Source organism: Eggerthella lenta DSM 2243 (assembly GCF_000024265.1).
In the GTDB taxonomy this organism is placed as follows: Bacteria; Actinomycetota; Coriobacteriia; order Coriobacteriales; family Eggerthellaceae; genus Eggerthella; species Eggerthella lenta.
This window is the reverse complement of the sequence record NC_013204.1, coordinates 2,736,363-2,750,380: the sequence shown is the minus strand read 5'-3', so window position 1 is coordinate 2,750,380 and position 14,018 is coordinate 2,736,363. Positions and strand designations below refer to the sequence as shown.

Sequence of the window (14,018 nt, the reverse complement as noted above, 5' to 3'; positions counted from 1 at the left end):
CCCGGAAACCGTTCCGATACGAACGCGTCGCATCCCCGGCGCGACGGCGGGCGAACCGCTACGATAGTTCAACGATGATTCGATGCAAGAGAGCAGGTACGACATGAAACATACGAGATTCGCCAAGGTGCTGGTCGCCATGTTCGCAGGCGTCTTGATGGTGGCGGCTCTGGGCGGATGTGCGCAGCAGGATACGGCGACCGCGCAACAGCAATCCGAGAACCGTCAGTACATGACTCAGGTCAACCAAACTATGGACGACCTGAAGAGCCGTCTGGAGAGCTTTACCGATGCGGTATCGCGCGGCGACGTGGTGGGCATGCGCACGCAGGCCGACAACGCGTTCAAGGCTATCGACGACCTGAACAACCTCAACGTCCCCGACGCCCTCAAGGATATCCAGAAGGAGTACGTCGACGGCACGGCCGATCTCAAGGACGCGCTGAACTCCTATATCGACCTGTATACGGAAATCGACAGCGCCACCGAGGAACAACCCTTCGACTATTCCACGTACGATCAGCGCATCCAGGATATCAAGTCGAAGTACGACGAGGGCATCGGCAAGCTCCAGTCGGGCGACAACAAGGCCAGCGAGCTGCCGGAATAATCTCGACTGACACGCACACTGCTTTGAGCGGCGGCCCTTTCGGGCTGCCGCTTTCGCATTCGACCACGCTTGCGTCCGCTCAGTCGTATTGCCGGGTTTTCGGCTGCCGCCTATCGGTTTCGCTCATGTTAATTCTGCGCTTGCTGCGGGGGCGCTTGGTGGCCGAGGGTATAATGGAAAGGGAGAATACTATACATTTTCCCACATGAGGACGAGGAGCGAGCGGTGAGCGAAAAGACACAGGGAGCCAGGAACATCGCCGAAGAGGCATTCGGAAACGAACGCAAGTTCAAGCAGCTGGTGGGTGCGCTGTCGGGTCCGTCGAGGCGCGAGCGCCAGAACGCAGCAGCGGCGCTCTCCTTCTTTGCCAAGGATCATCCCGATTTGATGATCCCGTTCGGCGCTGCCGTCATCGACGCGCTGAATCGCCCCGAAGCCCAGACGCGCTGGGAGTGCCTCGATATCCTCACCACGATGGTCGACCACGATTCCCGCACGTGCGACAAAGCGGTTCCCGGAGCCGAAACCGCGTTGTTCGACGAGGAGAGCGGGCCGGTGCGTTTGGCGGCCATGCGGTTCCTCTGCAAGCTGGGCGCTACGACGGAGAACCGTTCTGAGCGTGTGTGGCCTCTCATCGACGAGGCTATCCAGTGCTACCATGGCGACCTGGAGTTCCAGGATATGCTGGTGTCGGTTATCGACTTCTCGGCGGGCAAGCTGGCACCTTCCGTGAAGAAAGAGCTGGGCGCGCGCATGGCCTTCGACGCCTCCAACGGCAAAGGGCCGCTCAAGCGCCGTGCGCAGCAAATCATCGACAACGTGCAGAACTAGCGCACGGCATTCCGACGAGCCTTCCGGGCTCGTTTCGTCGCGTCGGCCCAGAAGGCGGCGCAAAGGGGCATCGTTCGAACAATTGCAGAAGGAGAGAACATGGCATCGCATACCGTGGCCCTCGTACCCGGTGACGGCATCGGCCCGGAGACGTCGGCCGCCATGCAACGGGTGGTGGAGGCCAGCGGCGCCGATATCGTTTGGGATGTGGCCGAGGCGGGGGCGCATCTCGTGGAGGAGCACGGCACGCCGCTGCCTGCTTCTACCATCGAAGCGGTCAAGCGGAACAAGGTGGCCATCAAGGGACCCGTCGCCACGCCGGTGGGCACGGGATTCCGCAGCGTGAACGTGGCGTTGCGCCGGGAACTCGGTCTGTACGCGTGCCTGCGCCCCGTCCTGTCCATTCCGGGGGCGGGCGGCCGCTACGACGGCGTGGATATCGTCATCGTGCGCGAGAACTCCGAAGACCTGTACGCGGGCGTCGAGTTCGAAGAGGGCTCCGAGGGCGCCCGCAAGCTGATCGCGCTGTGCGAGGAAGAGGGCGCGGGCGCTATCCGTCCCGATTCCGGCATCTCCGTCAAGCCGATCTCGAAGGCGGCGTCCGAACGGATCGTGCGTTTCGCGTTCGACTACGCGCGCAGGCACGGACGCCGCAAGGTGACCGCCGTGCACAAGGCGAACATCATGAAGCATACCGACGGCTTGTTTTTGCGCGCGGCGCGCGAGGTTGCCGCAGAGCGCGCCGAAGATGCGGCGTTCGAAGAGCGCATCGTCGACGCGTTCTGCATGAACATGGTTATGGATCCTGCGCAGTTCGACGTGGTCGTGTTCCCGAACCTCTACGGAGATATCGCCAGCGACCTGGCCGCAGGTCTCGTGGGAGGCCTCGGCATCGCGCCGGGCGCGAACATCGGCGACGAGTACGCTGTGTTCGAAGCGGTGCACGGCTCGGCGCCCGACATCGCGGGGCAAGACAAGGCCAACCCCACCGCCCAGATACTGTCGGCGGCCATGATGCTCGACCATCTGGGCGAAGCGGAGGCGGCCGAGCGCATCCGCCGCGCGGTGCGCGCCGTGTACGCGGAGGGCGCGCACCTGACCGCCGACATTCGCAAGGCCACCGGCTCGTCCAAGCCGGCGGCAAGCTGCACGGAATTCACCGATGCCCTGATCGCGGCATTCTAAAACGTTGGAGTAAGGAGAACCTATGAGCCAAGAGAACAGCCGATTCGCTTCGACGCTGAACGTGAACGGCACGACGTACGCCTACTATCCGGTCTCGGCCGTCGCCGGCTCGGAGCAGCTGCCGTATTCGCTGACGGTGCTGCTGGAGAACGTGCTGCGCAACGCCGAAACGCCGGAGGCGGCCGAGGAGCTGGCCGCGCGCATCGTGGAAGCGGGGCGTGCGGGCGTCGTGGGCAGCGAGATCGAGTTCTCACCGGCGCGCGTGCTGTTCCAGGATTTCACGGGCGTGCCCGTGTTCGTGGACTTCGCCGTGATGCGCGAGGCCTGCGCTCAGCTGGGCGGTGACCCGACGAAGATCAACCCGCAGATTCCCTGCGACCTCGTGATCGACCATTCGGTCATCGCCGACGTCGCCGGCTGCGCGGGCGCGCTCGCGCAGAACATGGAGCTGGAGTTCTCGCGCAACAAGGAGCGCTACGACTTCTTGAAGTGGTCGCAGGAATCGTTCGAGAACGTGCGCATCGTGCCCCCCGGAGCGGGCATCTGCCACCAGCTGAACATCGAGCAGTTCGCCCACGTGACCATGACCGCCGACGGCGCGCCCGGCGAGCCGCCGACGGCGTACTTCGACACGCTCGTGGGCACCGACAGCCACACGCCCACGGCCAACGGCATCGGCGTGCTGGGCTGGGGCGTGGGCGGCATCGAGGCCGAAGCGGCCGCGCTGGGCCAGCCTATCACCACGCTCGTGCCGAAGGTGGTGGGCGTGCGCCTGAGCGGCGAGCTGGGCGAGGGCGTGGCAGCCATGGACGTGGCGCTGTCGTTCGCGCAGATGCTGCGCGCGAAGGGCGTGGTGGGCTGCTTCGTGGAGTGCTTCGGCCCGGGCCTCGACGCGCTCAGCGCCACGCAGCGCACGTGCATCTCCAACATGACGCCCGAGTACGGCAGCACCTGCACGCTGTTTCCGGTGGACGAGCAGACGCTGACGTATCTGCGCCTGACCGGCCGCAGCGAGCAGCAGGTGGCGCTCGTGGAAGCTTACGCCAAGGCGCAGGGCTTCTGGAACGACGCGGACGCGCCCGCGCGCACGTACGCCGAGGTGATCGAGTTCGACCTGGGCGCCGTGGAGCGCTCGCTGGCCGGCCCGTCGCGCCCGCACGACCGCATCCCGCTGTCGGCGGTGCAGGAGCGCTTCCGCGCCGTGTGCGACGAGCGCGGCCTCGACCTGTCCAAGCGCGTGGCGGTCGATCTCGACGGCGAAGCGTGCGAGCTGACCCACGGCGCGCTGGCCATCGCGGCGGTGACCAGCTGCACGACGGCCACCGACCCCTCGATGATGCTGGCCGCGGGCCTCGTCGCGAAGAAGGCCGCCGACGCCGGCCTCAAGCCCCAGCCTTGGGTGAAGTGCGTGCTGGCTCCGGGCAGCAAGGCCACCGAGCTTCTGCTGGAGCGCGCCGGGCTGCTGGACGGGCTGCGGGCGCTGGGCTTCTACACGTGCGGCTTCGGCTGCATGAGCTGCATCGGCAACTCGGGTCCCATCCTGGACGAGCTGCACGAGGTGGCCGAGGACATCGAGCTGGCCAGCGTGCTGTCGGGCAACCGCAACTTCGAGGGTCGCATCTCGCCCGATGTGTCTCAGAACTACCTGGCGGCTCCCGCCGCGGTCATCGCCTACGCGCTGGCGGGCACCATGGACGCGGACCTCGAGCACGACGCGCTGGGAACGCGCCCCGACGGCACCCCGGTGCTCTTGGCCGACATCTGGCCCAGCGACGAGGAGATCGCCGCGCTGGTGGCCCAGCATGTGGACTGCTCCCTGTACGAGGAGGGCACGCGCGGCCTGTACGACGGCGATGCGGCCTGGGCCGCGCTGGGCAGCGAACCCAGCGACACGTTCAGCTGGGACGACGCGTCCACCTACGTGCGCCGCGCCCCGTACTTCGACGGCATGGAGCGCGAGCCCTCCGCGCCGAAGCCCGTTGAGGCCGCTCGCGCGCTGGCGCTGCTGGGCGACTTCATCACCACCGACCACATCTCGCCGGCGGGTTCCATTGCCGCCGACTCGCCCGCGGCCCGCTACCTGGAGGAGCGCGGCGTGGCTCCGGCCGACTTCAACACCTACGGCGCGCGCCGCGGCAACCACGAGGTGATGATGCGCGGCACCTTCGCCAACGTGAAGCTGCAGAACAAGCTGGCCGAGGGGAAGAAGGGCGGCTGGACGCGCGACTTCGCCACCGGCGAGGTGCGCCCGCTGTTCGACGCGGCTATGGACTATGAGGCTGCGGAAACGCCGCTCGTGGTGGTGGCCGGCAAGATGTACGGCAGCGGCTCGTCGCGCGACTGGGCGGCGAAGGGCCCGGCGCTTCTGGGCATCCGCGCCGCGTTCGCCGAGAGCTTCGAGCGTATCCATCGGTCGAACCTCATCGGCATGGGCATCCTGCCGCTGCAGTTCCAAGAGGGAGAGAGCGCCGAGAGCCTGGGACTGGACGGTTCGGAGCTGTACACGGTGGCGCCCATCGACTTCTCGCAGGGGCTGCCCGAGCCGCGCGTGGTGGACGTGACCGCCGAGCGCGCGGACGGCCAGACGACGACGTTCCGGGCGACCGTCCGCGTGGACACGCCCACCGAGGGCCGCTACTACCAGCACGGCGGCATCCTGCCGTTCGTGCTGCGCAGCCTTTTGTAAAGAAGAGGTAACGTCGGCGCCCGATTGCGAAGAGCGGTCGGGCGCTTTGTCGTATACTGGATACTTTAACTATCGGTACGCTTGGGAAGGGATGCCGTGAAACAGACATCCGGATTCGATGCGCTGATCGAAGCGCTCAAACAATCAGGGGTAAACGTGGACGGTCGGTTCGATGCCGACCATGAAGCGCCGTCGGGCGGGGCAGGACGCGCCGGAGGCGGGGGCGGCGGCGCTCAGCCTCCGCACGTGAACGTGGAGATCCCGTTCGCCGACCGCATGGCCTCGTGGGGCAAACGCGCCCTCATCGTGGCCGCCATCGTCATCATCCTCGTCGGCCTCGGGGCCTACTGGTGGTTCCATCCGCCCATCAACATCCACTCGACCGATACGTGGATGTTCGTGGCCGTGTTCATCCTGCTGCCGCTGTTCCTGCTGTTCTGGAGCCGGTCGTACAGCTACAAGAACGGCACGAGCAAGGTGGAGTCGAACGCGGGCAAGGCCAAGGCGTTCAAGTGGGCATCGTACCTGCCGGTGCTCGTGGCCGTGATCGGCGTGATCGGCGCCGTGGCGTCGCTGTCGATCTTCCCGGGCAACGCGGCGAAGTACGCCAACGTGCTGCAGACGGAGACGGAGACGTTCGCCGACGACATCAAGGAAGTCAACTACTCCGAGATCCCGGTCATCGACCGCAGCTCGGCCATCCTGCTGGGCAACCGCGAGATGGGCTCCATCCCCGACTTCGTCAGCCAGTTCGAGATCTCGCCGCTGTACAGCCAGATCAACTACCAGAACGCCCCGGTGCGCGTGAGCCCGCTTGCGTACGCCGACCTGTTCAAGTGGTTCACGAACCGCGACGGCGGCATCCCGGCGTATGCGCTCGTGAACATGACGACGCAGGACGCCGAGATCGTGCGGCTCGACGACAGCCCCATCTACTACTCGGAGTCTGAGCCGCTCGCGCGCAACATCGACCGCCACGTGCAGCTGAGCTACCCGTTCTACATGTTCGACCAGAAGTCGTTCGAGATCGACGACGACGGCCACCCGTGGTGGATCTGCCCGGTGCAGTCGCGTACCATCGGCCTGTTCGGAGGCACCACCATCAGCCGCGTGGTCATGGTGGACGCCACCACGGGCGAGACGCAGGACCTGGCCATCGAAGACGTGCCGCAGTGGGTGGATCACGCCTATCCCACCGACCTGCTGCTGGAGCAGTACAACTGGTCGGGCAAGTACAAGGACGGTTGGCTGAACTCGGTGCTGGGCCAGCGCAACGTCGTGCAGACCACGCCGGGAACCGACGGCAACTTGGGGTACAACTACATCGCCAAGGACGACGACGTGTGGGTGTACACGGGCGTCACCTCGGCCACGGCGGACAACTCCATCGTGGGCTTCGTGCTGATCAACCAGCGCACGGCCGAGTCGCACTTCTACTCGGTGTCGGGCGCGACCGAGGATTCGGCCATGCAGTCGGCCGAGGGCCAGGTGCAGAACCTGCGCTACCAGGCAACGTTCCCGCTGCTGATCAACGTGTCGGGGCAGCCGACGTACTTCATGGCGCTCAAGGACGACGCGGGCCTCGTGAAGCAGTTCGCCATGCTCGACATCCAGCGCTACCAGAACGTGGCCGTGGGCAACACGGTGGCCGAGTGCCAGAAGGCCTACCAGGCGCTGCTCGCCACGAACGGCGTGCTGACCGAGGAGGGCGTCGACACCGGATCGCTTGAGATGCAGGGCACCATCTCCACCATCGCCCAGGCGGTGATGGAGGGCAACTCGCACTTCTACGTGACGCTTGACGAGGGCGAGGGCATCTACGACTTCGCGCTGCCCGGCCTCATCGAGATCGTCGGGTACAAGGAAGGCGACACCATCTCGTTCACGTACGTGGAAGCCGAGCCGACGAACCCCGTCGAGGAGATCCTCGATAGCTCGAAGGCGGGTACGAGCGAGAAGGCTGCCGAGCAAACCGCGAAGGAAGCCGACGCGACGGCCGACGCCAAGGGAGACGCGGCGTAGGACGGCGTCACGGTGTTGGCGTGGCGCGTGGAAAACGCTTGACATTCGTTTTGGGTAGGGTAGAATAAGCGAGTTGTTTAGTTTGTTCCGCTGCCCAAGACAGCTGGTACCGATGAGGTTTAATCGCAGGAATGCGGCCCGCCGAGGTGGTTCTGATAAGTTTCGCGCTTTGACGACCCCCTGCTGTCACGAGACGGCGGGGGGTCGTTTCTTGTTTTCAAGCGACGATTCCCACCCGCGAGGGGCGGAACCCGAGTTTGAGAAGAAGGAGGTGTACTACATGCCCAACGCAAAGAATCAAGAGATGCTCACGAAGATCAAAGGCGACCTGGACGGCGTTTCCGCCGTGTGGGTGGTCGACTACTGCGGTCTGACGGTGAAGGACATCCAGGCGCTGCGTACGGCGATCCGCGAATCCGGTGCGAGCTTGAAGGTGTACAAGAACACGCTCATGCACATCGCCCTGGAGGAGTCGAACCTGCCCACGCTCGACGACATGCTTGCGGGTCCGAGCGCGTTCGTGTTCGCCGGCGACGATGTGGCTGCGGCTGCCAAGGCCGTGAAGACGTTCGCCAAGACCAACAAGAACCTGGAGATCAAGGGTGGCTTGATGGAAGGCGCGCAGGTGTCCGCCGCACAGGTGGAGGCCATCGCTTCTCTCCCGTCTCGCGAAGAGCTCCTGGCTCAGATCGCCGGCGCCATTTCCGGTGTCGCTCGCGGCCTCGCTGTTGCCCTCAACGGCGTGCCGAGCGGTCTTGCTCAGGTCACGAAGGCTGTGGCCGACCAGAAAGAAGCTGCTTAAACGCAGCGCTGGCAGCGTGATGAGCGCTGCCTAACCGAAAGCTGAAACGTACCGGTCGGATGAGATCCGACCACTTTGAAAGGAACTAACATGGCTGTTACTCGCGAAGAGATCATTGAGGCCCTCAAGGAGATGTCCCTGCTCGAGGCGTCCGAACTGGTGAAGGACATCGAGGAGACCTTTGGCGTTTCCGCCGCCGCCCCCGTGGCCGTGGCCGCCGCCGCTCCTGCCGAGGGTGGCGCTGCCGCCGAGGAGAAGACCGAGTTCGACGTCGTGCTCGAGGGCTTCGGCGACAACAAGATCGCCGTCATCAAGGTTGTCCGTGAGATCACGAGCCTGGGCCTGAAGGAGGCCAAGGAGCTGGTCGAGGGCGCCCCGAAGCCGATCCAGGAGGGCGTGAACAAGGAGAAGGCCGAGGAGATCAAGGCCAAGCTCGAGGAAGCCGGCGCTGCCGTCACCATCAAGTAACTTCCGTTCGCTGGTCTGACGACCGTCGAACGTGCCTGACGCTGAGCGACCCCCAGATTCTGGGGGTCGCTCGCTGTCTGGGTGCCCGAGCTTTGGCGCGGAAACGCCCTGGCCCCGGACGGTGCTCCGCGCCGCTGCGGCAGGCGCTTCACCTTACTGACGGAATGGCAACGAAACGGACGCTGGCGGGGGTGCGCGCTTATAGTGGGTGCCAAACGCTAAGGAAAAGAAGGTCACTATGCAAACCGGTTACTTCAACGCCGCTTGGCAGGATATCAAGAACTCCCCGGGCTGGTTCGGCAAGCTCGTGCTGTTGTCGCTGCTCAGCCTCATTCCCATCTTCGGCTGGCTCGTCGTGCTGGGCTACCTGTACGGGTGGGCGCGCGACATCGCCTGGAACGTGCACGGACCCCTGCCGAAGCGCATCTTCGGCAACGAGGACGGCAAGCTGTACAGCCGCGGCTTCTTCGCGATGGTCATCGGCTTCGTGTGCATGCTGGCGCCGTGGATCCTCGAAGCGGTGTGGGGTGCCATCACCGGCATGGGCACCGCCTGGTCGGGACGGGGGCACGGCGGCCTGTTCATGTTCGTCGGTCTGTCCACGATGATATTCTCCCTGCTCATCATCGCAGCTTCGTTCTTCGCGACGCTGTTCTCGTGGGTGGGCTCCATGCGCATGAGCGTGTACGGCCGTCTGGGCGCCGGCTTCCAGTTCGGCAAGGTCTGGGCCATGATCCGCCACGATTTCAGCGGCCTGCTGCGCATCCTCGGCATGGCCATCGTGCTGGCCGTCGTCATCGGCATCGTCGTGTCCATCCTCATATTCGTCCTCGTGCTCATCGGGCTGTTCATCGGCTTCGCGATGACGGGCGGCAACCTGAACATCCAGTCGTCGCATCCCGGCGCCGCCGTCTGGGCCATCGTGTTCGCCACGGGCGGCATCATCCTCGTGTTCGCGGTGCTGTGCGGCATCCTGAGCACGGGCATGTACGTGTTCGTCGAGATGATGATCGTGCGCGCGCTGGGCTATTGGACGCGCCAGTTCGACGTGCCCGCATGGCGCGGCCAGGACGACCCCATGCCCTTCGAGCTTGCCGGCGCGGCGGGCTATCCGCCCGTGCAGCAGCCGCCGCACGTGCCGCCCACCGGGCAGCCGCCCGCGCAGGGCTAGCCTTTCGTTGTTGTGCGATTTTGAACCACCGGGGCATTGTGCCTCGGTGGTTCTTTGCGTATAGGGTAGACTCGAAGCGCAAACAAGATGGGAGGATGGGCCATGGAAACGGCGTTTCTGCCGGTGACGCGCGAGGAGATGCTGGAGCGCGGCTGGGATCGGGTCGATTTTGCGTTCGTGTCGGGAGACGCGTACGTCGACCATCCCTCGTTCGGCATGGCCATCATCACCCGGCTGCTGGAGGCGAACGGCTACAAGGTGGGCGTCATCGCCCAGCCCGATTGGAACGACCCCCAAAGCATCGCCGTGTTCGGCGAGCCGCGGCTGGGGTTCTTCGTGTCGAGCGGCAACATGGACTCGATGGTGAACCATTACACGGTGGCGAAGAAGCGCCGCCGCAGCGATGCGTACTCTCCGGGCGGCGAGGCGGGCAAGCGCCCGAACCACGCGGCCGTGGTGTACGGCAACCTGATCAGGCGCACGTACAAGAAGACCCCTCTCATCCTCGGCGGCATCGAGGCCAGCTTGCGGCGGCTCGCGCACTACGACTACTGGTCGGACAAGCTCAAGCGCTCCATCCTGCTGGACTCCGGCGCCGACCTCGTGTCGTACGGCATGGGCGAGCACTCCGTCATCGAGATCGCCGACGCGCTGAACGCGGGCCTCGCCATCGAGGACCTCACGTTCATCGACGGCACGGTGTTCCGCGCCTCCTCGCTCGAGCATGTGTACGACGCCGAGACGCTGCCGTCGTTTCCCGCCCTGCAGGCCGACAAGCTGGACTACGCGCGCAGCTTCGCCGTGCAGTACCGAAACAGCGACCCGTTCACCGGCAAGCGCCTCGTGGAACCCTATTCCGACCACGAGTTCGTCGTGCAGAACCCGCCGGCCGCGCCGCTCACGGAAAGCGAGATGGACGCCGTGTACCGGCTGCCGTACGCGCGCACGTACCACCCGATGTACGAGCAGGCCGGGGGCGTGCCGGCCATCAGCGAGGTGAAGTTCAGCCTGACCAGCAACCGCGGCTGCTTCGGCGAGTGCTCGTTCTGCGCGCTCACGTTCCACCAGGGGCGCATCGTGCAGGTGCGCAGCCACGACTCGCTCGTGGAGGAGGCTCAGGCCATCATCGAGGAGCCGGACTTCAAGGGCTACATCCACGATGTGGGCGGCCCGACGGCGAACTTCCGCGCCCCGGCGTGCGCCAAGCAGCTGAAAGCGGGCGCGTGTCCGAACAAACGCTGCCTGTATCCCGAGCCCTGCAAGCAGCTGAACGCCGACCACGGCGACTACCTGGGCCTGCTGCGCCGCCTGCGCAAGCTGCCGGGCGTGAAGAAGGTGTTCGTGCGCTCGGGCATCCGGTTCGACTTCGCGCTGGCCGACGAGGAGCACGGCGACGCGTTCCTCCGCGAGCTGTGCGCCTACCACGTGAGCGGCCAGCTGCGGGTGGCGCCCGAGCACGTGTCGGACGCGGTGCTGTCGGTGATGGGCAAGCCGCGCAACCTCGTGTACCAGCGCTTCTCCGAGCGCTTCACGCGCGTCAACGAGCAGCTGGACAAGAAGCAGTACCTCGTGCCGTACCTCATGTCGTCGCATCCCGGCTCCACGCTCGACGAGGCCATCGAGCTGGCGGAGTACTGCCGCGACCTCGGCTACATGCCCGAGCAGGTGCAGGACTTCTATCCCACGCCCTCCACGATGTCCACGGCCATGTACTTCACCGGCGTGGACCCGCGCACCATGCAGCCGGTGTACGTGCCGAAGAGCCCGCACGAGAAGGCGCTGCAGCGCGCGCTCATCCAGTACCGCGATCCGAAGAACCGCGAGCTCGTGCTGGAGGCGCTGCGCCGCGCCGGACGCATGGACCTGGTGGGGTTCGGGCCGACGTGCCTGCTGCGACCCCAGGGGCAGGGCGGCGGCAGGGACAAGGGCAAGGGCGAGGCTGGCGCGAAGCCCCGGGCCGGTGCGAAGCCGAAAACCGGTGCGAAGCCCCAAGCTGGTGCGAAGCCCCGGCCCTCGTCCCCGACGAAGCCCCAGGGCGGGCGCTCGGGCGCTGGCGCTTCCGACGGCCGTCGCGGAAAAAGTAAGGCGCCCCGTCGGCATTGATGCTGCACGGCGCCCCATGTTGTGGCAAAATACTACTGGTCAGCCCGGGTGCTCCTGGGTCGGGCGGCCGGTAGGCGAAGGCTCGACAGACAAGGGGTACCACGTGAGCGAGGGCAAAGCGACGCCGACGATGGGGGCTCAAGACAGTCCCGAGGCAATCTACGACGCACGGAAGCTCGGCAAGCCGAAGATGGCGGTGTTCGGGCTGCAGCACATGTTCGCCATGTTCGGCGCCACCATCCTGGTGCCGACGCTGACCGGCCTGTCCGTTTCCGCGACGCTGCTGTTCGCGGGCGTGGGCACGCTGCTGTTCCACTTCATCTCGAAGGGCAAGGTGCCCGCGTTCCTCGGCTCGTCGTTCGCGTTCATCGCGGGCTACGCGGCCATCGCGCCGAACGGCGAGGCCGACCTGCTGCCGTACGCCTGCCTGGGCGTGGCGTGCGCGGGTCTGCTGTACCTCGTGCTGTCGGCGCTGTTCAAGGTGTTCGGGCCCACGCGCGTCATGCGCTTCTTCCCGCCCGTGGTCACCGGCCCCATCGTGATCTCCATCGGCCTCATCCTGGCCAGCTCGGCCATCACGAACGCGTCGACGAACTGGCCCATCGCGCTCGTGGCCATCGCCATCATCGTCATCGCGAACATCTGGGGCAAGGGCATGATCAAGATCATCCCCATCCTGTTGGGCGTGGTGGGGTCGTACGTCGTGGCGTCCGCCGCGGGCGTCGTGGACTTCACGGGCGTTGCTGAGGCGGCGTGGATCGGCATGCCGTTCACCTGGAACGATACGGTGTTCTCCATCTTCGGTGCGCAGTTCGACGCGGGTCTGGCCATCACGGCCATCATCACCATCATGCCGCTGGCGTTCGCCACGATGATCGAGCACATCGGCGACGTGTCGGCCATCAGCTCCACCTGCAACCGCAACTACATCGCCGAGCCCGGCCTGCATCGCACGCTGCTGGGCGATGGCCTGGCCACCATCCTCGCGTCGCTGTTCGGCGCGCCGGCGAACACGACGTACGGCGAGAACACGGGCGTGCTGGCGCTGACGAAGGTGTTCGACCCGCGCGTCATCCGCCTGGCGGCGCTGTTCGCCATCGCGTTCTCGTTCTGCCCGAAGTTCGCTGCCGTCATCGCGGCCATGCCGGCCTGCGTCATCGGCGGCGTGTCGCTCGTGCTGTACGGCATGATCTCGGCGGTGGGCATCCGCAACCTCGTGGAGAACCACGTCGACTTCATGAAGAGCCGCAACGTGCTGATCACGGCGCTCATCCTCGTGCTGTCGCTGGGCATCGCGTACAGCACGGCCGGCGCCATCGTGGTGCCGGTGGGCGAGATCACCATCTCGCTGTCGGGCCTGGCCGTGGGATCGATCGTGGGCATCGTGTTGAACATGATCCTCCCCGGGCACGAGGACGTGGCCGGCGCGAGCGACGCGGAAGACGAGGAGATGGACGGCCCGCTGCCGTTGGAAGGTAATCTCGAAGAGTTGAGCACGCAGAACGGCTGACGAAAGGAGCACGCAATGATCGACCATGTGAGCATCAAGGTGAAGGACGTCGAGCAGGCCAAGGCGTTCTACGAGGCCGCGCTTGCCCCGCTGGGGTACGTGAAGGGCATCGAATACCCCGGCGGCATGCAGCTGCTGGTGGAGGGCGAGCCCGGCGACGTGTGGGTGGCCCCGCTGCCCGAGGGCGCCGAGGCCGTCCCGACGCACCTCGCGCTGCGCGCGGCCGATGCCGCCGCGGTGGCCGCGTTCTACGAGGCGGCGCTGGCCGCCGGCGGCACGGACAACGGCGCACCCGGCCCGCGCGACTACCATCCGGGTTACTACGCCGCGTTCGTGTACGATCCCGAGGGCAACAACATCGAGGCCGTCATCCACGACTGGTCCGAGTAGGCGCTCGCACGCGCGCGGCTGCGCCGCACGCCGCACGTCGCGCCGGCTCCGCCGTGTTCGACGGCGCCGGTGCGACCGGGGGCCCGCGTCCGCAAGGACGCGGGCCCTTGTCGTAGGGGGAGGGCCCCTTCCCGGCGATTGTGAAGAAATTGTATGCCTAGGTTAACTTATATTGCGCACGATGAGTTGTTAGCCTAATATAACTTTCATCGAAAGCGAAGCGATCGAAGGAACTGAAAC

11 protein-coding genes are annotated in these 14,018 nt (G+C 65.8%); all 11 read left to right on the top strand.

The window, feature by feature from the left end; translation table 11 throughout:
• Positions 1 to 103: 103 nt before the first annotated feature.
• The 11 genes from ELEN_RS11725 (at position 104) to ELEN_RS11675 (ending at position 13,778) form a co-directional block, all read left to right on the top strand.
• Complete coding sequence (locus tag ELEN_RS11725; protein WP_015761106.1) at positions 104 to 610, top strand: hypothetical protein; 507 nt, start codon at positions 104 to 106, stop codon at positions 608 to 610.
• 225 nt (positions 611 to 835) lie between these two features.
• Complete coding sequence (locus ELEN_RS11720; RefSeq protein ID WP_009305035.1) at positions 836 to 1,441, top strand: hypothetical protein; 606 nt, start codon at positions 836 to 838, stop codon at positions 1,439 to 1,441.
• 99 nt (positions 1,442 to 1,540) lie between these two features.
• Positions 1,541 to 2,626, top strand: a complete 1,086-nt coding sequence (locus ELEN_RS11715; protein WP_015761105.1) for an isocitrate/isopropylmalate dehydrogenase family protein — start codon at positions 1,541 to 1,543, stop codon at positions 2,624 to 2,626.
• Between the two features lie 22 nt (positions 2,627 to 2,648).
• Complete coding sequence (gene acnA / locus ELEN_RS11710) at positions 2,649 to 5,312, top strand: aconitate hydratase AcnA (RefSeq protein WP_015761104.1); 2,664 nt, start codon at positions 2,649 to 2,651, stop codon at positions 5,310 to 5,312.
• 96 nt (positions 5,313 to 5,408) lie between these two features.
• Positions 5,409 to 7,334: a hypothetical protein gene (locus ELEN_RS11705; RefSeq protein WP_015761103.1), complete on the top strand. Its 1,926-nt coding sequence runs from the start codon at positions 5,409 to 5,411 to the stop codon at positions 7,332 to 7,334.
• Between the two features lie 280 nt (positions 7,335 to 7,614).
• On the top strand, positions 7,615 to 8,136 hold the full coding sequence (gene rplJ, locus ELEN_RS11700) for a 50S ribosomal protein L10 (RefSeq protein ID WP_015761102.1): 522 nt from the start codon (positions 7,615 to 7,617) through the stop codon (positions 8,134 to 8,136).
• Between the two features lie 90 nt (positions 8,137 to 8,226).
• Positions 8,227 to 8,604 (top strand): 50S ribosomal protein L7/L12, encoded by a 378-nt coding sequence (gene rplL / locus ELEN_RS11695; protein ID WP_015761101.1) that lies wholly within the window; start codon positions 8,227 to 8,229, stop codon positions 8,602 to 8,604.
• Positions 8,605 to 8,842: 238 nt separating this feature from the next.
• A complete protein-coding gene (locus tag ELEN_RS11690) occupies positions 8,843 to 9,775 on the top strand; it encodes a DUF4013 domain-containing protein (RefSeq protein WP_015761100.1) in 933 nt (310 codons plus the stop codon).
• 102 nt (positions 9,776 to 9,877) lie between these two features.
• Positions 9,878 to 11,878, top strand: a complete 2,001-nt coding sequence (locus ELEN_RS11685) for a YgiQ family radical SAM protein (protein ID WP_015761099.1) — start codon at positions 9,878 to 9,880, stop codon at positions 11,876 to 11,878.
• Positions 11,879 to 11,981: 103 nt separating this feature from the next.
• A complete protein-coding gene (locus ELEN_RS11680; protein ID WP_015761098.1) occupies positions 11,982 to 13,388 on the top strand; it encodes a uracil-xanthine permease family protein in 1,407 nt (468 codons plus the stop codon).
• Positions 13,389 to 13,403: 15 nt separating this feature from the next.
• The gene (locus ELEN_RS11675) at positions 13,404 to 13,778 is read left to right on the top strand and encodes a VOC family protein (RefSeq protein WP_015761097.1); all 375 of its coding nucleotides are present in this window, start codon (positions 13,404 to 13,406) and stop codon (positions 13,776 to 13,778) included.
• Positions 13,779 to 14,018: the final 240 nt, after the last annotated feature.

What these genes read in the sequence shown, in the direction of transcription:
- ELEN_RS11725 (WP_015761106.1), top strand. Translation starts at nt 104, where the DNA reads ATGAAACATACGAGATTCGCCAAGGTGCTGGTCGCCATGTTCGCAGGC.
- ELEN_RS11715 (WP_015761105.1), top strand. Translation starts at nt 1,541, where the DNA reads ATGGCATCGCATACCGTGGCCCTCGTACCCGGTGACGGCATCGGCCCG.
- acnA (WP_015761104.1), top strand. Translation starts at nt 2,649, where the DNA reads ATGAGCCAAGAGAACAGCCGATTCGCTTCGACGCTGAACGTGAACGGC.
- rplJ (WP_015761102.1), top strand. Translation starts at nt 7,615, where the DNA reads ATGCCCAACGCAAAGAATCAAGAGATGCTCACGAAGATCAAAGGCGAC.
- rplL (WP_015761101.1), top strand. Translation starts at nt 8,227, where the DNA reads ATGGCTGTTACTCGCGAAGAGATCATTGAGGCCCTCAAGGAGATGTCC.
- ELEN_RS11690 (WP_015761100.1), top strand. Translation starts at nt 8,843, where the DNA reads ATGCAAACCGGTTACTTCAACGCCGCTTGGCAGGATATCAAGAACTCC.
- ELEN_RS11685 (WP_015761099.1), top strand. Translation starts at nt 9,878, where the DNA reads ATGGAAACGGCGTTTCTGCCGGTGACGCGCGAGGAGATGCTGGAGCGC.
- ELEN_RS11675 (WP_015761097.1), top strand. Translation starts at nt 13,404, where the DNA reads ATGATCGACCATGTGAGCATCAAGGTGAAGGACGTCGAGCAGGCCAAG.